General features: G+C 55.0%; 19 protein-coding genes and 1 pseudogene. 6 read left to right on the top strand and 14 right to left on the bottom strand.

Annotation, left to right across the window (positions count from 1 at the left end):
* Window positions 1-466 (bottom strand): annotated as a pseudogene (locus BN1119_RS07480) (IS5-like element IS5B family transposase); the annotation flags it as partial.
* Window positions 467-629: 163 nt separating this feature from the next.
* On the opposite strand from BN1119_RS07480, the gene BN1119_RS07475 reads away from it, so the two are divergent.
* Entirely contained in the window at window positions 630-1,631 is a 1,002-nt protein-coding gene (locus BN1119_RS07475) for a permease (RefSeq protein ID WP_041995986.1), read from the top strand.
* Between the two features lie 13 nt (window positions 1,632-1,644).
* A complete protein-coding gene (locus BN1119_RS07470) occupies window positions 1,645-1,875 on the top strand; it encodes a thioredoxin family protein (protein WP_005303858.1) in 231 nt (76 codons plus the stop codon).
* A 38-nt stretch (window positions 1,876-1,913) separates the two neighbouring features.
* Here the strand turns inward: BN1119_RS07470 and BN1119_RS07465 are convergent, their stop codons facing one another.
* From BN1119_RS07465 to BN1119_RS19865, 3 genes are all read right to left on the bottom strand, one after another.
* The gene (locus BN1119_RS07465; protein ID WP_041995929.1) at window positions 1,914-2,759 is read right to left on the bottom strand and encodes a universal stress protein; all 846 of its coding nucleotides are present in this window, start codon (window positions 2,757-2,759) and stop codon (window positions 1,914-1,916) included.
* A gap of 19 nt (window positions 2,760-2,778) precedes the next feature.
* Window positions 2,779-4,269 carry a SulP family inorganic anion transporter gene (locus tag BN1119_RS07460; protein WP_041995926.1) on the bottom strand — a complete coding sequence of 497 codons (1,491 nt, stop codon included), beginning with the start codon at window positions 4,267-4,269 and terminating at the stop codon, window positions 2,779-2,781.
* A 680-nt stretch (window positions 4,270-4,949) separates the two neighbouring features.
* On the bottom strand, window positions 4,950-5,393 hold the full coding sequence (locus BN1119_RS19865; RefSeq protein WP_081100790.1) for an antitoxin Xre/MbcA/ParS toxin-binding domain-containing protein: 444 nt from the start codon (window positions 5,391-5,393) through the stop codon (window positions 4,950-4,952).
* 476 nt (window positions 5,394-5,869) lie between these two features.
* On the opposite strand from BN1119_RS19865, the gene BN1119_RS07455 reads away from it, so the two are divergent.
* The 3 genes from BN1119_RS07455 to BN1119_RS07450 all read left to right on the top strand — a co-directional run bounded on the left by BN1119_RS07455 (window position 5,870) and on the right by BN1119_RS07450 (window position 7,240).
* Entirely contained in the window at window positions 5,870-6,073 is a 204-nt protein-coding gene (locus tag BN1119_RS07455) for a hypothetical protein (protein ID WP_041995924.1), read from the top strand.
* Between the two features lie 108 nt (window positions 6,074-6,181).
* Window positions 6,182-6,460, top strand: a complete 279-nt coding sequence (locus BN1119_RS19860; protein ID WP_081100788.1) for a hypothetical protein — start codon at window positions 6,182-6,184, stop codon at window positions 6,458-6,460.
* A 372-nt stretch (window positions 6,461-6,832) separates the two neighbouring features.
* Window positions 6,833-7,240: an H-NS family histone-like protein gene (locus BN1119_RS07450; protein WP_041995922.1), complete on the top strand. Its 408-nt coding sequence runs from the start codon at window positions 6,833-6,835 to the stop codon at window positions 7,238-7,240.
* A gap of 273 nt (window positions 7,241-7,513) precedes the next feature.
* On the opposite strand, the gene BN1119_RS20425 is transcribed toward BN1119_RS07450, so the two are convergent.
* Window positions 7,514-8,941, bottom strand: a complete 1,428-nt coding sequence (locus BN1119_RS20425; protein WP_139041127.1) for a hypothetical protein — start codon at window positions 8,939-8,941, stop codon at window positions 7,514-7,516.
* 337 nt (window positions 8,942-9,278) lie between these two features.
* Window positions 9,279-9,485 (bottom strand): helix-turn-helix domain-containing protein, encoded by a 207-nt coding sequence (locus tag BN1119_RS19855; protein ID WP_081100789.1) that lies wholly within the window; start codon window positions 9,483-9,485, stop codon window positions 9,279-9,281.
* Between the two features lie 118 nt (window positions 9,486-9,603).
* Between BN1119_RS19855 and BN1119_RS07440 the strand changes: the two genes are divergently transcribed.
* Window positions 9,604-10,176, top strand: coding sequence for a hypothetical protein (locus BN1119_RS07440; RefSeq protein ID WP_041995916.1), 573 nt, complete (start codon window positions 9,604-9,606; stop codon window positions 10,174-10,176).
* A 539-nt stretch (window positions 10,177-10,715) separates the two neighbouring features.
* On the opposite strand, the gene BN1119_RS07435 is transcribed toward BN1119_RS07440, so the two are convergent.
* The 8 genes from BN1119_RS07435 to BN1119_RS20885 all read right to left on the bottom strand — a co-directional run.
* A complete protein-coding gene (locus BN1119_RS07435; RefSeq protein ID WP_041995914.1) occupies window positions 10,716-11,942 on the bottom strand; it encodes an aromatic amino acid transporter in 1,227 nt (408 codons plus the stop codon).
* A 198-nt stretch (window positions 11,943-12,140) separates the two neighbouring features.
* A complete protein-coding gene (locus BN1119_RS07430) occupies window positions 12,141-13,355 on the bottom strand; it encodes an aromatic amino acid transporter (protein WP_041995911.1) in 1,215 nt (404 codons plus the stop codon).
* Window positions 13,356-13,424: 69 nt separating this feature from the next.
* On the bottom strand, window positions 13,425-14,891 hold the full coding sequence (gene tnaA / locus BN1119_RS07425) for a tryptophanase (RefSeq protein WP_041995908.1): 1,467 nt from the start codon (window positions 14,889-14,891) through the stop codon (window positions 13,425-13,427).
* A 203-nt stretch (window positions 14,892-15,094) separates the two neighbouring features.
* Window positions 15,095-15,166 carry a tryptophanase leader peptide gene (gene tnaC, locus BN1119_RS21115; RefSeq protein ID WP_408816465.1) on the bottom strand — a complete coding sequence of 24 codons (72 nt, stop codon included), beginning with the start codon at window positions 15,164-15,166 and terminating at the stop codon, window positions 15,095-15,097.
* A gap of 188 nt (window positions 15,167-15,354) precedes the next feature.
* Complete coding sequence (locus BN1119_RS07420) at window positions 15,355-16,572, bottom strand: 4Fe-4S binding protein (protein ID WP_041995905.1); 1,218 nt, start codon at window positions 16,570-16,572, stop codon at window positions 15,355-15,357.
* 122 nt (window positions 16,573-16,694) lie between these two features.
* Window positions 16,695-17,036, bottom strand: coding sequence for a TehB family protein (locus BN1119_RS07415; RefSeq protein ID WP_041995902.1), 342 nt, complete (start codon window positions 17,034-17,036; stop codon window positions 16,695-16,697).
* Between the two features lie 51 nt (window positions 17,037-17,087).
* A complete protein-coding gene (gene norW, locus BN1119_RS07410) occupies window positions 17,088-18,254 on the bottom strand; it encodes an NADH:flavorubredoxin reductase NorW (RefSeq protein ID WP_041995900.1) in 1,167 nt (388 codons plus the stop codon).
* A partial coding sequence (locus tag BN1119_RS20885) for a rubredoxin (RefSeq protein WP_041995898.1) occupies window positions 18,251-18,878 on the bottom strand: 628 nt, incomplete at its 5' end. The genes BN1119_RS20885 and norW, both read right to left, overlap by 4 nt.

Below are 18,878 nucleotides of genomic sequence, written 5' to 3'. Positions count from 1 at the left end.
TGTTCTTGGTCGAGCTGGGTGCCTCAATGATGGTGGCATCGACCAAGGTGCCTTGAGTCATCATGACGCCTGCTTCGGCCAGCCAGCGATTGATGGTCTTGAACAATTGGCGGGCCAGTTGATGCTGCTCCAGCAGGTGGCGGAAATTCATGATGGTGGTGCGGTCCGGCAAGGCGCTATCCAGGGATAACCGGGCAAACAGACGCATGGAGGCGATTTCGTACAGAGCATCTTCCATCGCGCCATCGCTCAGGTTGTACCAATGCTGCATGCAGTGAATGCGTAGCATGGTTTCCAGCGGATAAGGTCGCCGGCCATTACCAGCCTTGGGGTAAAACGGCTCGATGACTTCCACCATGTTTTGCCATGGCAGAATCTGCTCCATGCGGGACAAGAAAATCTCTTTTCTGGTCTGACGGCGCTTACTGCTGAATTCACTGTCGGCGAAGGTGAGCTGATGACTCATGATGAACCCTGTTCCATGGCTCCAGATGACAAACATGATCTCATATCAGGGACTTGTTCGCACCTTCCCTAACTATCCACCATTCTGCAAAAGATAAAAAATATGAGCATCCTTTGGTGAGATGAAGCGTCTTCTGGATAACACCGATGTTGATGGAGTCATTATGTTTCAGATTTTCACCGACCTAGCCAGCTGGCTGGTCTACGAGCAATTGGGCCTGAGCCCGCAAACCAAGCTGGGGGATGCGCTGCATTTCTTCGTGGAGGATGTGAGCAAGATCTTTGCCCTGCTGCTGGTCATGATTTACATCGTGGCCATGTTGCGGGCCTCCCTGAATGTTGAACGGGTGAGGGACTATTTGGCGGGCAAGCACAGAGGGTTGGGCTATCTTCTTGGCTCCGGCTTTGGTGCCATTACTCCCTTCTGCTCCTGTTCCAGTATCCCTGTGTTCCTCGGCTTTACCTCGGCCGGTATCCCGCTCGGGATCACCATGGCCTTTCTCATTACCTCACCGCTTATCAACGAAGTGGCCGTCCTGTTGCTGGTCAGTCTGTTGGGCTGGAAGTTTACCCTGATTTACGTGGCGGTCGGCATGGCGGTTGGCATGCTGGGTGGGGCGTTTCTGGACAAGATCAAGGCCGAGCGCTGGCTGGCTGATTTTGCCGCTGAGGCCCTCAAGCAGGGGCAGCATCAGCAAGGTGATATCGTCCAGCAGCATACCGATGCCCCGAGCCTCTCGCTGGCCAAGCGACATGCCTTTGCTAAAGATGAAACCCTCACCATCTTCAAACGGGTATGGCTCTGGGTCATTGTGGGTGTGGGGCTTGGTGCCGCGCTTCATGGCTTTGTGCCTGATGGCTGGATTGCCTCACATCTTGGTGCAGGCCAATGGTGGTCAGTGCCTGTGGCGGTTCTCATCGGCATTCCCCTCTACTCCAATGCCACCGCAGTGATCCCGGTGATGGAGAGCTTGATTGTCAATGGGCTGCCGATTGGTACGACACTGGCTTTTTGTATGAGCACAGTGGCGGCCAGTTTTCCTGAATTTATTCTGCTCAAACAAGTGATGAAGTGGCAGTTACTGGGCACCTTGCTGCTGGTGCTACTGGTTTCCTTCACGTTGGTTGGGTGGGTGTTTAACTTCGTATCGCCGTTAATTTCTTGATGAGGAATATGAGATGAAAAATGTAAAAGTGCTCGGCATCGGCTGCGCCAACTGCAAGAACACAGTTCAACTTATCCAGCAGGTGGTGGATGAGCTTGGTGTGTCAATTCAGCTTGAGAAGGTGGAGTCATTGCCCGAGATAATGAAGTACAAGGTGATGTCTACGCCAGCAGTCGTCATCGATGACAAGGTAGTACATGCCGGTGGGATACCTGCCAGAGAGGCGGTGCAAAGCTGGTTCTGATACACGCAGGGGCAGGTTATCCCGCCCCTGCTACTTAATTACCTCAGCAACAGCAGAGAGGCTTTGGTCGTTTTCAGTATCCCCGTTGTCGTGCTTCCCACAATGAACTGCCTGATCCGTGAGTGACCGTAAGCCCCCATCACGATAAGGTCGCAGCCCACCTCGGAGGTATGCTGGCAAATCACTGGCACCACCTCTCCTTGCAGCAGCATTGCTTCAACTCTGATACCTGCACTTTTCAACACCTGTTTGGCTTGTGCCAGCTGCCGTTCGTGCTCGTCACTTGGTTCGCCAACCATCACCAGCTCACACTCAAGCCCCTTGAGCAGTAGGCTGCTTGCGATCAACTCCAGTACCTTCTTGGCAGTCGGGCTGGCGTCATAGGCAAACAGGAAGCGGCTTGGGGCCTGAAAGCCCGGCTGCACCACCATGATGGGATTAGCCAGGGTGCGGATGACGTTTTCGATATTGCTGCCAATCAAGTCATGGGTATGGGTCGTGCCCTGTTTGCCCATGATCAACATCCGCATACCGGATGAGAGCTCCTGGGTCGTCTCTACCAGCTGGCCGTGGCGTTGCACTGTCTCGACCACTGTCATACCCAAGTCAGCAAGATACTCCTTGCCGCTGTTGAGCAGCATCCGTCCCTGCTCATGGGCGAGGCGGCTGCGTTGATGATCCAGCTCGGCGAGCTCCTTGAGTAAATGCTCGCGACTACCCAAGCCGATGTTGCCGGAGAGATCGGCCTGTCCTTCAAACTCGTTTTTTTCCAATACGTGCAGTAAGGTGACGGGCAACTCAGTGTTGGCAGAGGCCCATGCCGCCGCATCACACACTGCTGTCATGGCTGGGGAGCCATCGATACAGGCAAAAATGTTTGTCATGATGAATTCCTTCTTGTGATCAGTGTCCAGCCAGCAGCTTTTCAACTTCTTCGGGTTTGTCGTGAACACCAAAGCGGTCAACGATAGTGGCACTTGCTTCGTTCAGACCGATCAGCTCGACTTCGGTGCCCTCACGGCGGAACTTGATGACCACCTTGTCCAGCGCAGTGACAGAACTGATGTCCCAAAAGTGAGCGTGAGTCAGGTCGATCACCACTTTCTCCACCACTTCCTTGAAGTCGAATCCGGCAAAGAACTGCTCGGCGCTGGCGAAGAACACCTGGCCCCGCACCTGATAGGTGCGTACCTCGCCGTTTCGCTCGCTGTCACTCTTGACCAGCATGAAGCGGGCGACCTTGTTGGCAAAGAACAGTGAGGCTAACAGCACACCGACAAATACCCCGAGTGCCAGGTTATGAGTAGCCACAACTACGATAACCGTGGCTACCATCACGATATTGGTGGAGAGCGGGTGCTTTTTCAGGTTGCGCAGTGAATCCCAGGAGAACGTCCCGATAGAGACCATGATCATTACGGCCACCAGTGCCGCCATGGGAATTTGGCGGAGCCATTCATCCATAAAGACCACCATCAGTATCAGGATCACGCCCGCAGCAAAGGCCGAGAGGCGGCCACGGCCACCGGATTGGATGTTGATAATGGATTGGCCAATCATGGCGCAACCCGCCATGCCGCCCATCAGGCCCGCACCGATGTTGGCAACCCCTTGGCCCTTGCATTCGCGATTGCGGTCGCTGCTGGTATCCGTCAGGTCATCGACAATGGCTGCCGTCATCATGGATTCGAGCAGACCGACCACAGCCAGACCCGCAGAGTAGGGGAAGATGATCGCCAGCGTCTCCAGATTCAGCGGCACCTCGGGCCACAGGAAGATGGGCAGGGTATCGGGCAGTTCGCCCATATCGCCTACAGTGCGGATATCGATCCCCATGGTAATGGCGACTGCCGTCAGGATGACGATGCAAAGCAGCGGAGAAGGCACCAGCTTGCCCACCACCGGAATAAGCGGGAATAGATAGATGATGCCAAGGCCCGCCGCCGTCATGGCGTAGACCTGCCAGGTGACATTGGTTAGCTCCGGTAGCTGGGCCATAAAGATGAGGATCGCCAACGCATTGACGAAGCCGGTGACCACGGAGCGGGAGACAAACCGCATCAGGCTGCCCAGTTTCAAGTAACCCGCCGCGATCTGGAGTACCCCAGTGAGCAGGGTTGCGGCCAGCAGATATTGCAGACCATGATCTTTGACCAGGGTCACCATCAACAGCGCCATAGCGCCTGTGGCTCCCGAGATCATGCCAGGACGACCGCCGACAAAGGCGATGACCACAGCGATACAGAAGGAGGCATAGAGGCCAACCTTGGGGTCTACTCCAGCGATGATGGAGAAGGCGATGGCTTCTGGGATCAGCGCCAGGGCGACCACGATTCCGGCTAACAGGTCGCCACGGATGTTGGAGAACCACTCTTGTCTTGCACGTTCTAGCATTGGGGGATTTTCTCGCTTGTTTAGGATCCATAGCGCAACGCATCCACCGACTTGGGGGTCAGATGGAGTTCGGGCAGGATCAGATTGTTGTATTGGGATCTAATGGGTGTAAAAAAGCGCTCCGGTTGTGATAACCAGAGTCAGGCGGCAGGAGCCGCAGAGGGAGGGGTTAGGGCGGCGTTACAGTCACGCCAGTATGCGATTTGTTCATGGGCTGCGGATGATAGCAGAGAAGCGCTTGCACAGGTAGGGTTATCGTGCCTAGCAAAAACACCTTTTAACTTTTCCGCCCTACAGGGCGAATATAACCACATCTTAACTGAGGTTACATTTCTGTTTTCTGTTTTCTGTTTTCTCTCTGTGTATGAGTTTTCAATCCATTACCAAGTGATAGAACATTAATTTATTATGTCAATCCAATTAGTCTTGGTTTATAAGAGCGATTTTTATTTGTTATTTTCAATAAAATCGTGTGAGGGGTTGTAAAACTGGTTTCTCTTCGCTGCGCAGCAGCGGAATGTTCAAACGCTGAAATTTAATTCAAGCTCTCATAATTAGTAAATGGACAGTTTTCCGAATTTTTCAAGTGGGGGGGAGTGAAAAACTTTTGAAAATCATTCTGTTTGGTGGAAGTTTAACCAACTTAGATGATTTTATCCTCTCAGCCCCCGACTTATTGCTTATTGGCAAACCCCATGCTCAACCTGTCCCACAAGATCGACAACCGCCTGAACACCCATCGGAGTAGTCAATAGATCGGCAGGTGCTACGCCACCAAGGCTCCATGCAGGACGGTGTAACCACGACAATGCCATGACGGCATCGTTTTCCTGAAGGGACAGTGCGGCATCAAGGGCGAGCACTACTCCATACACCCTGACACCTTGTGATATTGATAGAGGGGTATCTGCTCTGAGCCTGCGAGTAACAGTGCTCTGGCTAATACCAGCCAGCTTACATATCACACCAACATTAGTTCTAACAAGCGCAGCTAGCTGATGGATGATGTCCGCAGGAACTCCTGCCACAATCCACAGGTGAGCACTCAGTGCGTCACGAGGAACACCCAAGGGGTCAAGGAGTGTTGCTCTAAGGCTCGGATTATGGACTGCATCGGGTGTCATGTTACATTCCTCTGTCTGCATGTGCTCTTTATCATGCCCTATCTCACCCCACACTGTCGTGCCCAGTGCTCAACAAAGTTTGCACATGTTGCAGGGCTGACACTTGGTTTCCAACCAACTAGGTTAGTGTCTTGATTTATTGATGGACATCATGAGCAACCCCGAGCAATATTCTATAGTTTCGAAGAGTTCGATTAGGAATAGGGACTATGCCTATTTATACAAGTGTTTTAAAGTTGGATAAACCAATCGGGACACCACCCCATCAAGTAGAGGTAAGCGTCTATTCCAGCCCATATGGTGGCTACATAAGAGTCAGTGAAATAGATGTTCACAATGAGAATGCTGCCGCATTCACATCCGCTTTAATGTCCGCAGACGAGTGTCGTGCCCTTGCTCGGTCACTAGACGCGATGGCTTCCGTTCTTGAACAATCGGAAAAAAATGGTGATATGTCCTAGCACCGAGGAGGGTCGATGACTGAGCTGATCTGTACTGAGCCTGGCATAGGTATTGAGCTTGGGACTACTTTTCAGGTTCTATCGGAGAACGGCTCTGAATGGGAAATCCTGCTGGGGAACGAATACCGCAGGATCAACAAACGCAGCGGTCGTGTTACAGGTTGGAAAACACCTCCAAAATTTGAGTGCAAAGATATCCAAAAGCAAAATGTCAAATAACTGTTCAATACAGCTGACATCTATGATATCCAACCTGCACAGGTTATTCCTATATCCACCACAGAAGAATATTATAGATTTCATAACTTATTACTTAAGGGGCTTTGCATGCTCGTAAAAGAAATTGTACCAACAGAACAGATTGTTGACATTCTCTGTGATACCTGTGGTCGTAGTACAAAAACCGATGTTGGAACCAGTGAGTACGGCACATTATCGGCGGATTTTGGCTATGGTTCTCATCGTGATGGTGAGCGTTATCAGGTGCATCTTTGCGAAGGGTGTTTTTGTGTCATGCTCGGAACCGTGATGGAGCTGCATCGTGGAAACCACATGTTTGACGATGGTTATGAGGCCGCAAACCCAGACACATTTGGGCGTATTTAGTCGATATGTCCGTCCAACCCAGACTGTGTGAAATACTATATTGGTATCATCGGCTCACTAAATGAGCCGATGATATTAGCCAATAGGCTCATTTCGTGAGTCGATCGTGCTCGTTGAGCGGCTCATCTGTTGAGCTGTTCTCAACCTTCACTACTTCCTATATTAAGTTGTTCACAATGGAATACTTATTTTAGGCTACACGGTTTCATACAGGGTTGACACTATGGCTCTAAATAGAGCCAAACACGATTAAGCTCACGCATTCTTGAATGATGCTATTTTAAAATCACCTTGGTGCCAAAAACAGTGGAGCTGATGCTGGGATTGAGAGATAATTCTCCAGATATAAAAATGTGATACATGAGGCTATCAATGAACGATTTTTTGAAAATTCTGCTGAATATCCGTAGCCTTCGTGCTGCATTGCGTGAGCTCTCTTTTGAACAGTTGGTCGAGGCTAAAGACAAATTTGACGAAATCTATGCCGAACGTGAGCATCAAGAGAGCAAAATCAGAGCTGAGTCAGCCGAGCGCCTGCAAAAACTGGCAGAGTTTACCGAGATGCTGAAAACAGCAGGCATCGATCCGAGCGAGCTGGTTGGTACTGTTGCTCCTGCGAAGGGGGATGGCACAGGGAAGGCTAAACGCACTCCTCGTCCAGCAAAATACCGCTATACCGAGGATGGTCAGGAGAAGACCTGGACTGGTCAGGGTCGTATGCCTAAAGCTATCGCGGCAGCTGTTGAAAGTGGCAAAGCTCTGGAAGATTTCCTGATCTAATACTGATAGCCCATGCAGTATTGCGTGGGCCTTTCATTCTGTTTTTAGTAGGAGCCCGTATGGGGAGAACATTAAAGGACATCATCTCATCCGAATCACCCGAGGTTGTCCAGAGAGCCAAGGCTCTTGCCGAATAACAACTGGTACGTCTCAGTGTGACCAAATTGCTTTCAAATCTCGGAGCGGCGGCAGTCCAACTCTAGGGCAGGATCGTCTACTGTGGCGAGGCCAGTCCAAGTTCAAAACCAGAGTGTCTAGAAAACTCGGTGCGATTCATTGGGAGTTAATGGCAATTAATATTTGTATGATTGCCAGGATAGCAACGAACCAGGTCATTCGCTTTTGATATGATAAATTGGCCGATTGAACCTTTTCATTGGATGCCTGTTTTTTAAGTTCCAGGCTTTGCTTTATTCTACGGACGTTGCTCAAGTAAATATTAGCTTTTTTAAAAAACTGTCCATAGTTCAAGCCTTCATCATTCCTGTAATGTACAAAATCACGTTTTGACTTGATTAAGGCTGTAATTAATTCTTCTATCTTTAGTATTTCTACATATGAACTATAGATGTGGTTATAGCTCTTATCAGGAGACTCATTATAACTATCTATGATTGACAGACTGTAGTTTTTATCCAAACTCACAAATCTAGCATCACAAATATGGAGAAATTGATAGATATGATGCGAGTTTACTGGTGAAAACAAACGAACTGAGAAATCATTAAGTCGATATTCATCGACCTCCTCAGGTGTTTGAGATGCAATATATAGATGAGATATTTTAGGAGAGGTTGATCTTGGCCTGAAAGAGCGAAGAGAAAATAAACATCTTTTTAAATCATCACTTTTAAATGATACATTAAATATATCGACGTGCTTAATAAAGTGTGTATCACAGTTATCATTACCTATCTCTTTTGGCAGCGGTGTTTTTTCAATAAAGTATGGCTTTATATCATCTATATGAATATCCATTGTATATACAGGTTCTTCGGTTTTATTTATACCAAAAAAATTGTACAATTGGCTTTCTGCTAATTGTATTTCATCATGTAAAAGTTCAAGTCGGGATGACAAGCGTTCTTCAGATAAACTGAGCCGATCTAATACGGTTGAGGCTACGAATTTTGCACTAAATGGGTTACAGCTCAAATATTTTATCTGCTCTGGTTCAATATCGGTTACATCAATATCCTTTAATAATTCGGTAGCTTTGTTGGATAAAATCCAGTATAGGGACAAAAAGGCTGAGCCTCCATCTATATGAATTACTTGTATCGAGCAACGTTCGATGTAATCACTTTGATGATGAATGTATCCATCAACATGATATCCTTTCGATGCACTTCCGATATTAAGAAAGCCTATATTTAAAAAACCATTATTAAAAATAGAGTTCTTGGCGTGGGAATCATCTAGATAATTATTTTTAACTTTCCATTTCTTTAGTTTTACTGCGTTGTCTTGAGTGATGGAACAAAAGCTGCTGATAGCCTTTGCCTTCCATTTTAGTTGTGGGTTGAGTAGACTGTAATGAGTGATTATGTTATTGGTTTTACGTTCTGTATTATGTTTGTGATAATCTTCATTTTCGTAGTAGAACTTGCTGGCAAGATTCATTTTTTTGCTAAAAAACACAGGAGCAATTTTTACCACCCTGCATATCGTAGCTGTTGTGAAATTGGTATAGCGCCCCACAAACCACCTCCTACTTTTACTGTAGAATATCACTGAGATAGGCTTTTGGCTATAACCCTAGCTTCCTAAAAAGCATTTTCAATGTCGTGTGGGATGGTTGGTCTAAAAACCTTTTCAATAAGGTTCGCCTTTAGCTATTTTAGCATGTGAACTTTATAGATTGTTAAAAGTTATGCCATTTTTAGACGGCATCTATCTATCTGTAGGATGAGATCCTATTTCTACCATACACTGATAGCTGGCAGAAGTTCAGATTATGAATGGAAGTCTGATATGTAAAATATTTAAACATTAACAGATAAATAAAGTTTTCTATTAAGTTTTTTGGATAATCTATTTATGGCAATAAATCTCTAATATCACACCCTAGCACCCTAGCAAGACGATAAGCCTTTTCCAGGGTGACATTGACCTCACCACGCTCAATTCGTCCTACGTAGCTTCTATCAATTTCGGCCGCATATGCGAGTGCATCTTGCGATACGCCCAATTGAAGCCGTCTATCACGTACAGCATCACCAAATTTTTTTGCTAGCTCTTGCATGTCTCGCCTCTCGCTGGCGAGCACTATCTCTGGTTGTCTGGCTAACGACCACGGATTATAATCCGCAACCGAGTTTAGATTTCCACTAAATGTTTTCGTTCGAGGCCCAGGATTACTTATGAGCTCCCAGACCGTGTGGTTACCAACCGCGCTCTACACCGCACTCATTCGATGGCAGATGGATGACTTCACTGCGATAGGATTTGTAAATGCCATTTTTGGTGACAAAGCAGAATCGCAGATACGTCAGCGGCGTTATCGTTATACCTTCATTTATCGGCATCTGATCAAGCTCGTAAATCAGGGACTTCTAAAAAGGAAGCATGTTGATGATGGGAAGCGCTGTTCTCATTTCATCAGGACTCCCAAGTTCGATGAAGTGCATTTCAAAGAGGAATTTATTGGGCCTTGTGCGCTTGTAACGGAATCGGGTAAGGAGCGTAGGTCGGAAACGTATGAATCCGTCCTGGAAGGACTGATCGCGAGAGCACAGCACTACCGTAAGGGGTTGCAGGAATATGATTCAATGCTCGCTGAGTACCAGCAATTAAGAGTGGACTTCTCCATATTGGATCCAGCGATTGAAAGGGCCATCAACAATACCGTTGCAGAGAAACGCGATTTGCGGGGCAGGCTGGAGGCCGTGGAGAGGCTTTTGAGGGGGTTGATTGCGTTCAGAAGCGCCTCTTGATGTAACCGTTCAGCGTCAGGGGCTTGATGCACACAGTTCGGAGGGAATGGGGTAATCCGTTTTCTCGATGCGGGCTCGGACAATGGTATGCAGTCACTCTTGGGGGCAACGTCCCAGTCAAGTCAGGCCACACACTACGTGTGGCCTGACTCAAGTGTGCATACAATAATGCATAAACCCAAACGGCCCGCTGCTTGCCTTAATGGTAAAGCGTTATCGTCAGCTCATTGGCATAGCTATTAGAAGTATGCATTTATGGGGTTCGCACCAACTATTGCACTTAGAGCAATAGTATTTGGCGCCATGGTGTGACATCAAGATGCTGATTTTTAAGTTGTTATAAAAAAATAAAACCTCTAAAAATCACACCTATAGTACATAAGGGATCGAATCCAGTCGGGAGCACCATGATTATCAAGACCCCACCCTCGCAAGAGGCTGGGGTCTTGTGTTTTTGGGCTCTTACCGGGCGCCGCCATCGACCATGAAAAACGGCGCCTGATGGCGCCGTTTTATCCCTTCCCCAGAAACCGAGAGGATCAGCCGGTGTAGGCGGGCAGCAGCCCCGCCATGTTGAGCAGGTGGAAGGCGGCGGTCAGCACGCCAAACAGGATCACGCCACCAATCATGACCACGCCGCCCGGGGCACGAAAACCCTGGGGCTGGGCGTCGGCGTGGCCCTTGCCGGCACGCACCTTCCAGGCCAGCAGCGGAGGAATGATGCAGGTCCACAGGGTGGCGACTGCGCCCGCATAGCCGATGGCCACCAAAAAGCCGAACGGGAACAGCAAGGAGAGCAGCAGGGGCGGCAGGAAGGTCACCCCCCAGGACTTGGCGCGGCCGGCGCGGCTGTTGTCGAACTTGAACAAGTCCGCCAGGTAGTCGAACACCCCCAGACCCACCCCGATGAAGGAGGAGAGGATGGCCGCCATGGAGAAGCCGTTGAGGGCATTGGCCACCGCCTTGGACTCGATGACAGAGCCCAGCGCCTTGAGCAGGGCATCCACGTTGCCGCCCTGCTCGATCACCGGGCCGAACTCGCTGCGGGGCAGGTTGCCGAACACGCTCACCAGCCAGATGAGGTAGAAGGTGAGCGCGATGACTGTGCCCCCCAGGATGGCGCGGCTGGCGCGGCGCTCCTCGCCGTAGTAGGCCCGCATGGACGAGACCGAGTGGTGATAGCCGAACGAGGTGAGCGCCACCGGCAGCATCACCAGGGCATAGGGGGCGTAGCTGACTTCACTGCCGACCCGATCGAGCAAGAGATCGAGGCGAATGTTCAGCGACAGGCCCGAGATGCCGAACACGAAGCTCAGCCCCATCAGGATCACCAGCAGCACCGAGATGCGATCCACCGCCCGGGTGGAGTGCCACACCAGCAGGGAGAAGATCAGGGTAAAGAGGATGGAGCCCAGCTGGCTGCCCATTCCCGTCATGCCGTCTATGATGAGGCCGGCCGAGGTGATGTAGGCGTAGAGCAGGATGCCGCCGACGAAATAGACGCTCAGGTTGTTGAGGGCATTGACCTTCTCCCCCAGCAGATCCCGAGTCACGGTATCGAAAGAGACCCGCAGCGGGTAGCCCTTGTAGGATTCGAGCAACATCCAGCCCGACACCGTCATCACCACCATGGTCAGCACCACGGCGAGCACGGACCAGAGGGTCCAGGCCCCCGCCCCCGCACTCGGCAACCCCAGCATGCCGGCCCCCACACAGACGCCGGCAATGATGCATGCCCCGCCCACCAATGATGGTTTCTGTTCCATTACTCCCCCAAACGGATTGTCGACTGGTCACGGCACACCGCCGTGCTTCTCCTGCGTTCGCCACTGCTGGCGCCGGGGGACTTTACCCTGCTCCCCTTCAGGTATCAAATCCGGAGGGAAAATGGGGGGAAACGGGCCGGATCCTGCGCCCCATCCGTGGAACATGTGCCGGACGGGGCCAGGTTCAGCGCACCAGGGTCAGCCGGTGTAGACGGGCAGCAGACCGGACATGGCCATCAGGTGGAAGATGGCGGTGAGCACCCCGAAGATGATGACGGCCACCACCATGGGTTGGCCGCCGGGTGTCTTGAATCCCGCCTCCCGGGGGGCCAGCTCCCGGGACTTTTTCGCCAGCAGGGCCGGGATGATGCAGGCCCAGACGGTCGCCGCGGCCCCGGCATAGCCGATGGCCACCACGAAGCCGAACGGGAACATGAGCGACAGCGCCAACGGCGGCAGGAAGGTCACCCCCCAGGACTTGGCCCGCCCCAGGCGGCTATTGTCGAACTTGAACAGATCCGCCAGATAGTCGAACACCCCGAGCCCCACCCCGATGAAGGAGGAGAGGATGGCCGCCATGGAGAAGAGGTTGATGGCGTTGGATACCCGCTTCGATTCGATCACCGAGGCCAGCGCCCCGAGCAGCACATCCACGTCGCCCCCCTTGGCGATGACGGGACCGAAGGCGGGGCGAGACAGGTTGCCGAAGATGCTGAGCAGCCACAGCAAATAGAGCGCCAGGGCGATCAGGGTGCCCCCCAGGATCGCCTGCCTGGCTTTCTGCTCCTCGCCGTAATAGGCGCGCATCGACGCCACCGAGTGGTGATAGCCGAACGAGGTGAGCGCTACCGGCAGCATGGCCAGGGCGTAGGGCGCGCGGCCCAGCTCCTCGGCGAAGGAGTGGAACAGCTTGGCGGTATCGACCTTGCTGGCAAGCCCTGAGACCCCGAACACGAAGCTCAGCACCATGAAGACGATCAGGACGACCGAAATCCGGTCCACCGCCCGGGTCGAATGCCAGACGAACCAGGAGAACACCAGCACGAACAGCACCGAGGCCAACTGGCTATTGATGCCGAGCAGGCCGCTCAGGATCAGACCCGAGGAGGTGATGTAGGCATAGAGCAAAATGCCGCCCACGAAATAGACGGTGAGGTTGTTGAAAAGATTGATCCTGTGACCGAGCAGATCCCTGGTCACCGAGTTGAAGGAGGCGGTCAATGCGTAGGGTTTCAGGGCTTCCAGCAGCATCCAGCCTGAAATCGTCATGACGACCATGGTAAGAATGATGGCGAGGGTTGACCAGCTGGTCCAGGCCCCGGCTCCCGCGCTTGGCAGCCCCAGCATACCGGCGCCGACACAGACGCTGGCAATGATGCAGGCCCCTCCGATGACGGACGGTGTTGATGTCATGTGTGTCACTCCAGATCTTTCACAGAGCAGTGAAAAAAAGGGCACAGAAAAATCTGTGCCCCTGACTCGTTATGCTTCTATCAATTTTTTCTGCGCCTTGCCGGCTGACAGGTCGTTATGCTCGACCTCTTTCAGTCTGGCGGTGAAGTGGCGCAGCACCGCCGGCTCGTAGATGAAGTCCAGCCCCTTCACCCGGTGGGCGTTCTTCTTCACCTCGCCGAAGGCCTCGATGACAAAATCCATGTGGGTCTGGGTATAGGTGGCGCGCGGTATGGTGAGACGCAGCAGCTCCGCCGGGCAGGGGTGCTGCTTGCCGGTAGCGGGATCCCGCCCCAGCAGCAATGAGCCAATCTCCACCGCGCGGATGCCCGCCACCTTGTAGAGCTCGCAGGCCAGGGCGTGGGCCGGGAACTGATCCGCCGGGATGTGGGGCAGCAGCTTGCCCGCATCAACAAAGGCCGCATGGCCCCCCGCCTGCTGGCACACCACGCCGATGGCCTCCAGGCCGTCCACCAGGTACTGCACCTGGCCGATGCGATAGGCCAGCCAGTCCTGGCGCATGCCGTCGTGCAGGCCCACCGCGAGACGCTCCATGGCGCCCCCTTCCAGACCGCCATAGGTCGGGAAGCCCTCCTGCACCACGCACAGGGTGCGGCACTCGGTGTAGACGTCCAGCATGCTGTCATCCTTGAAGCAGAGCAGCCCCCCCATCTGCACCATGGCATCCTTCTTCGCCGACATGGCGAGGCCGTCTGCGTACTTGTAGGACTCTTTAGTGATCTCCTCAATGGACCAGTTCGCGTAGCCGGGCTCGCGCTGCTGGATGAAGTAGGCGTTCTCGGCGAAGCGGGCCGAATCCATGATGACGGGAATGTCATATTTCCTGGCGATCTCGTAGACCGCCTTGAGGTTGGCAATGGAGACCGGCTGCCCCCCGGCGGAGTTGCAGGTGATGGTGCTGACGATGTAGGGCACGTTGGCGGGGCCCGCCTCCAGGATGGCCTCCTCCAGCTTCACCAGATCGAAGTTGCCCTTGAAGTCGGCGGTGACCGAGGTATCGAACGCCTCCCTGGTGTAGACGTTCTTCGCCACGCAGCAGTTGATCTGGGTGTGGCCCTGGGTGGTGTCGAAGAAGTAGTTGGAGAGCGCCACCATCTTCTTGCGATCCAGTCCCTTCTCCTGCTCCCGCTTCTTGATGAGCACGGGGATGTAGATCTGCTCGGCGCCGCGCCCCTGGTGGGTGGGGATGGTGAGTGAATAACCGAAGATCTCCTGCACCGCCTGCTGCAGGGCGTAGTAGCTGCGGCTGCCGCTGTAGGCCTCGTCACCGCGCAGCATGGCGGCCTGCATGTCCTGGGTGATGGCGCCGGTGCCGCTGTCGGTCAGCAGGTCGATGAAGACGTCTTCGCTGTCGAGCAGGAAGGGGTTCATGCCGGCGCGGACGATGGCCTCTTCCCGATAGGCACGGGTGGTGCGCTTGACCGGCTCGATGACACGAATACGGAAGGGTTCGGGCAGATGCTTGAAGTTTTCCATAATATAAACACCCCAGATTTAAATATTCAGAATGAATCTCTTCCCCCGCCAAAAATAGAATATCCGGCAGGTGGGAAATATTGGGAAATGGGTGCACGACATCGCCTCGCCGGAATAAACAGGCGAAGACGGGTGCAGCTATTTCAGTTCAGGAATGGAGGCGGGCTAGTAGCATGGCAGGCATGCCGCGCCGCCGCGGGGAATTACAGCGGGAAGAAGAAGGCGATCTTGTGATCCAGGGTAAACCACTTGGGATAGCTGATCTTGATATTCATGTTGTTGCTCATCCAATTGAAATTAACAACGCCAAATAACAGCATCCATTATGGTGAGCCCTTGCATATGATCAATTCCAATATGAGCAAAGTGGGATGGCGCTAACAATTTGGCGGGGGATTTTTATACAGCTTATTATCGCCAATCCGAAAGACCTCCCCATCACCCACCTTTTGCCCTTTCCCCCTCAGTGACTCAACCAGGGCAGCCGTTGCAGCAACTCGTAGCGATCCGCCAGCGGCGTCTGGCTGACCCAAAGATCCAGCAAGCCGTAGGAGAGCAGCGGCAACACCAGCAGCAACAGACAGAGCAGCCCCAGCAGCTGGCGGGGAGCGAGCCTGCGCCCCTGCGTGCCCAGGTGCAATGCATCTGCCCGCTTGGGGCAGGCGGCCACGCAGCTCAGGCAGCTGGTGCACTCGAGGCTGCGTACCGCGATCAGCTGGTGCACCTGAATGCGTGAGGGGCAGGCCCGGCTGCACTTGTCGCAGTCGTGGCCCGCACTTCGCAGGCATCGGGCCGGATCCCGGCGAATGCGCAGTGGGGTCAGCAGGCCGAGCAGGGCAAGCCAGGCACCATAGGGACAGAGGTAGCGGCAGAACCCCTGCCGGAAGCTGGCGGTGAGCAGCAGCACCCAGCCAAGGCACAGACCCGAGATCAGAGTCAGGTTGAAGAAGAAGGCCCCCATCTTCATGTCCGCCGCCTGATGATAGAGGCTGGTCAGATAGCCGGGCAGAGCGGCGGCGGGCACCGCCAGCAAGATGATGAAGAGCAAGAAGCCGAGCACCACAAACTTCTGGCCCCGCAACACGGCATCGAGCCAGCGCGGCGGCGTCCACTCCCCCGTTATCCATCGGCTGCGCAGGCCGTGCAGCCACTCCCCCGCGAGACCAAGGGGGCAGAACCAGGCACAAAACGCCCGACCCAGCAGCAGGGCCGACAGGGAGAGCACCAGCACGGTGACGGTGGCCGCCGGATGGTGCGGATCCACCAACCCCTGTCCGAGCCAGGCCCGCAGCCCGAGGCCGCCTGCGATGGGCAGGAAGCCGTCCACCACGTCAGGACGCACCAGCCAGGGGGGTATCCCCTGCCCCAGCTGCCAGACATGCAAGCCGTACTGCAGCGTCACCAACCCCCAGCAGAGCAGCAGCAGCTGGCGTGTGCGCCTCCGCAGCCACTGGCCGTCGAGCACCTCAAGGGCGGGCAGCGGCCGCCGCAGGTGCCAGAGGGCAAGCGCGCCGGCCACCAGTCCCACAGCGAGCCAGAGCAGGCTGTCTGCCGCCAGCAACCAGAGCATGAGCAGCAGGCCGAGGGCGAGGCGCCACGGCCAGTCCGGTCTCGCCTGCCACGCCAGCAGCACCAGATAGACCAGGCCGGCGGCCATGGTCATCGCTTCAATCAGGCTCATGTTTCCCTCACTGCCTCATCCACCACTGGCGGCAAGGATAACCAACATCTGAGTTGATTATTTTGATCTGCATGGGCAGAGGGGGACATTTGCGCCCAATGCCCCCTGGCTGCGGTTGACCCTTATGCCTTGCGGCTGTGGAACAGCGGCTGGTCGGATTCGGCCTGCTCGGCCCAGAAGTGGATGTTGAAGCGGGCATCCTCCGACAGCTCGACCCTGTGCCAGTACTGGGGCGGGCTGGTGGCAAACTGGCCGGCCCTGATCACCAGGCTGACTTCGGGCTCTTCGGCCTGTTCGTCGGCAAAGCCGTGATAGGTGACTGTGCCCTCCATCACGCAGAGCTGGCCGAACACCCCGGCCGCGGTGTTGTGGTGGCTGAGCAGGGCCTGGGGCACGCTCTGGCGGGTGAAGAAGGGGGTGGAACGACGCACCACCCAGTGAGACGGTATCAGTTGCATAGACATATCGGTTCTCCTCGAGTGGCCGGGTCAACCCGGCCTAGCGTTATCGATGAATCAACGGGGCAGCTGGCGCAGCAGCGGGAAGGCGGCGCTCATCTGATCACCCCCCACCACGAAGCCGCACAGCTCGCCAGCTTCGTCGCGCGCCTCGGCCACCATGCCGTGCTGATTCCAGTGGCACTGCCAGGCGAGATCCTCGCCCTTGGTGCGACCCGCCAGTTGCAGCGGATAGCGCGGCGTCTTCACCTTCACCAGCATGGGGGGCAGGATCAGCGGGGTCGGGGGGCCGAGCAGGGTGCGCGCCAGCGCATTGGCCCCCAGCACTATGGGTTGCAGGAAGGGGAGCAGCTGACCCCGCCACTGCACGCAATCCCCCAGCGCGAAGATATGGGGGTCGCTGGTGCATAGCAGGTCATCGACCAGGATGCCGCGCTCGACCGCGAGCCCGGCGGCTTGGGCCAGGGCCAGATTGGGCGTAAGGCCTATGGCGGCGATCACCAGATCCTGCTCGCTGGTACGGCCGTCACTCAGGGTGACGCGCCAGCCGTCGCCGGGCTGGGCGTCCACTCTGGCAATACCTGTCCCGAACTGCAGGCTGACTCCCTGACTGCGCAGCGCCTGTTGCAACGGCTGGGTCAGGGCGGCGGGCAACAGGCTGCCGAGGGGGCTGCCCGCCAGATCCAGCAGGGTAACCTCGCGACCGTCGCTCGCCATGTCCATCGCCAGCTCGCAGCCAATCAGCCCGGCCCCCAATATCATGATGCGCCTGGCCTGCTGGATCAGCCCCTCGGCGGCGGCGTACTCCTGCTGGCTGTTGAGGGTCACCAGATGCTCGCTGCCCGGTATCTCGGGGCGCACCGCGCTGGCGCCCGTGGCCAGCACCAGCTGGCCATAGGGGAAGCTGCCCTGCGAGGTCAACAGGGTGCGCCGGGCGGGATCTATGCCCAGCACAGTGCAGTGGGGCAGCAGCGCGATGCGCTGCTGCTCGGCAAAATCGCTGCCGCTCTGGCGGGTCATGGCCGCGGCGGCGCAGCCCCGGCTCACCACGTGGCTCAAGTCCGGCTTGTTGTATTCGTCGCCGCTGTCAGCTGTGAGGAGGCGGATGGGCTGCTCCCCATCCAGCTTGCGCAGGCTCTTGACCAGCTGCTGGGCGGCGAAGCCGCTGCCGATCACCACTATCTCCCGGCTGATGCCGACCTCATTCGGAGTGACTGCGTTCATACACAGGCCTCCACGGAGCAGGGTTCAAATACCTCCTTGCCGATGCCGCAACCCGGGCAGAGGAAGCTGTCAGGTACCTGGGCCCAGGGGGTGCCCGGCACCACCAGCTGATCCGGCTCGCCCTGGGCCGGGTCATAGACCCACTGGCAGACGGTGCAGAGCATGGCCTGATCGTCATCCCATTTAGCGGCGGCCGGTGCGGCTTTCGGCTCAGCAGCTGGCATCAGGGGGGCAGGCGTCACGGCTGTCTGAGTTGTGGTGATCGGGCGGGGCGCGTCCAGCGGGTGCAGCGCCCACTGACGGGCGAGCTGGCGACCATGCTCGCGGCATTCGGCCAGCGCCGAGCCATCCGGGCGCCACTTGGCCTTGAGGGAGAGGCTGATGTCGAAGCCCGCGTCCATCAATCGGGTCTGGATCCGGTCAACGGCGCCGCCGGTCCAGCCGTAGCTGCCGAAGGCCGAGGCCCGCTTGTTGCGAAAACGCAGGCCGGTGATCTCCTCGAGCATGCCCGCCACCTTGGGCATCATGACGTTGTTCATGGTGGAGGAGCCCACCAGTATCCCCTTGGAGCGGAACACCTGGGTCAGGATCTCGTTCTTGTCGTGGCGGGCCACGTTGTAGATC

Origin of the sequence: Aeromonas bivalvium (assembly GCF_000819765.1) — a bacterium.
GTDB classification, from domain to species: domain Bacteria; phylum Pseudomonadota; class Gammaproteobacteria; order Enterobacterales; family Aeromonadaceae; genus Aeromonas; species Aeromonas bivalvium.
The sequence above is the reverse complement of the archived record's forward strand: the minus strand, read 5'-3'. Positions and strand labels throughout refer to the sequence as shown.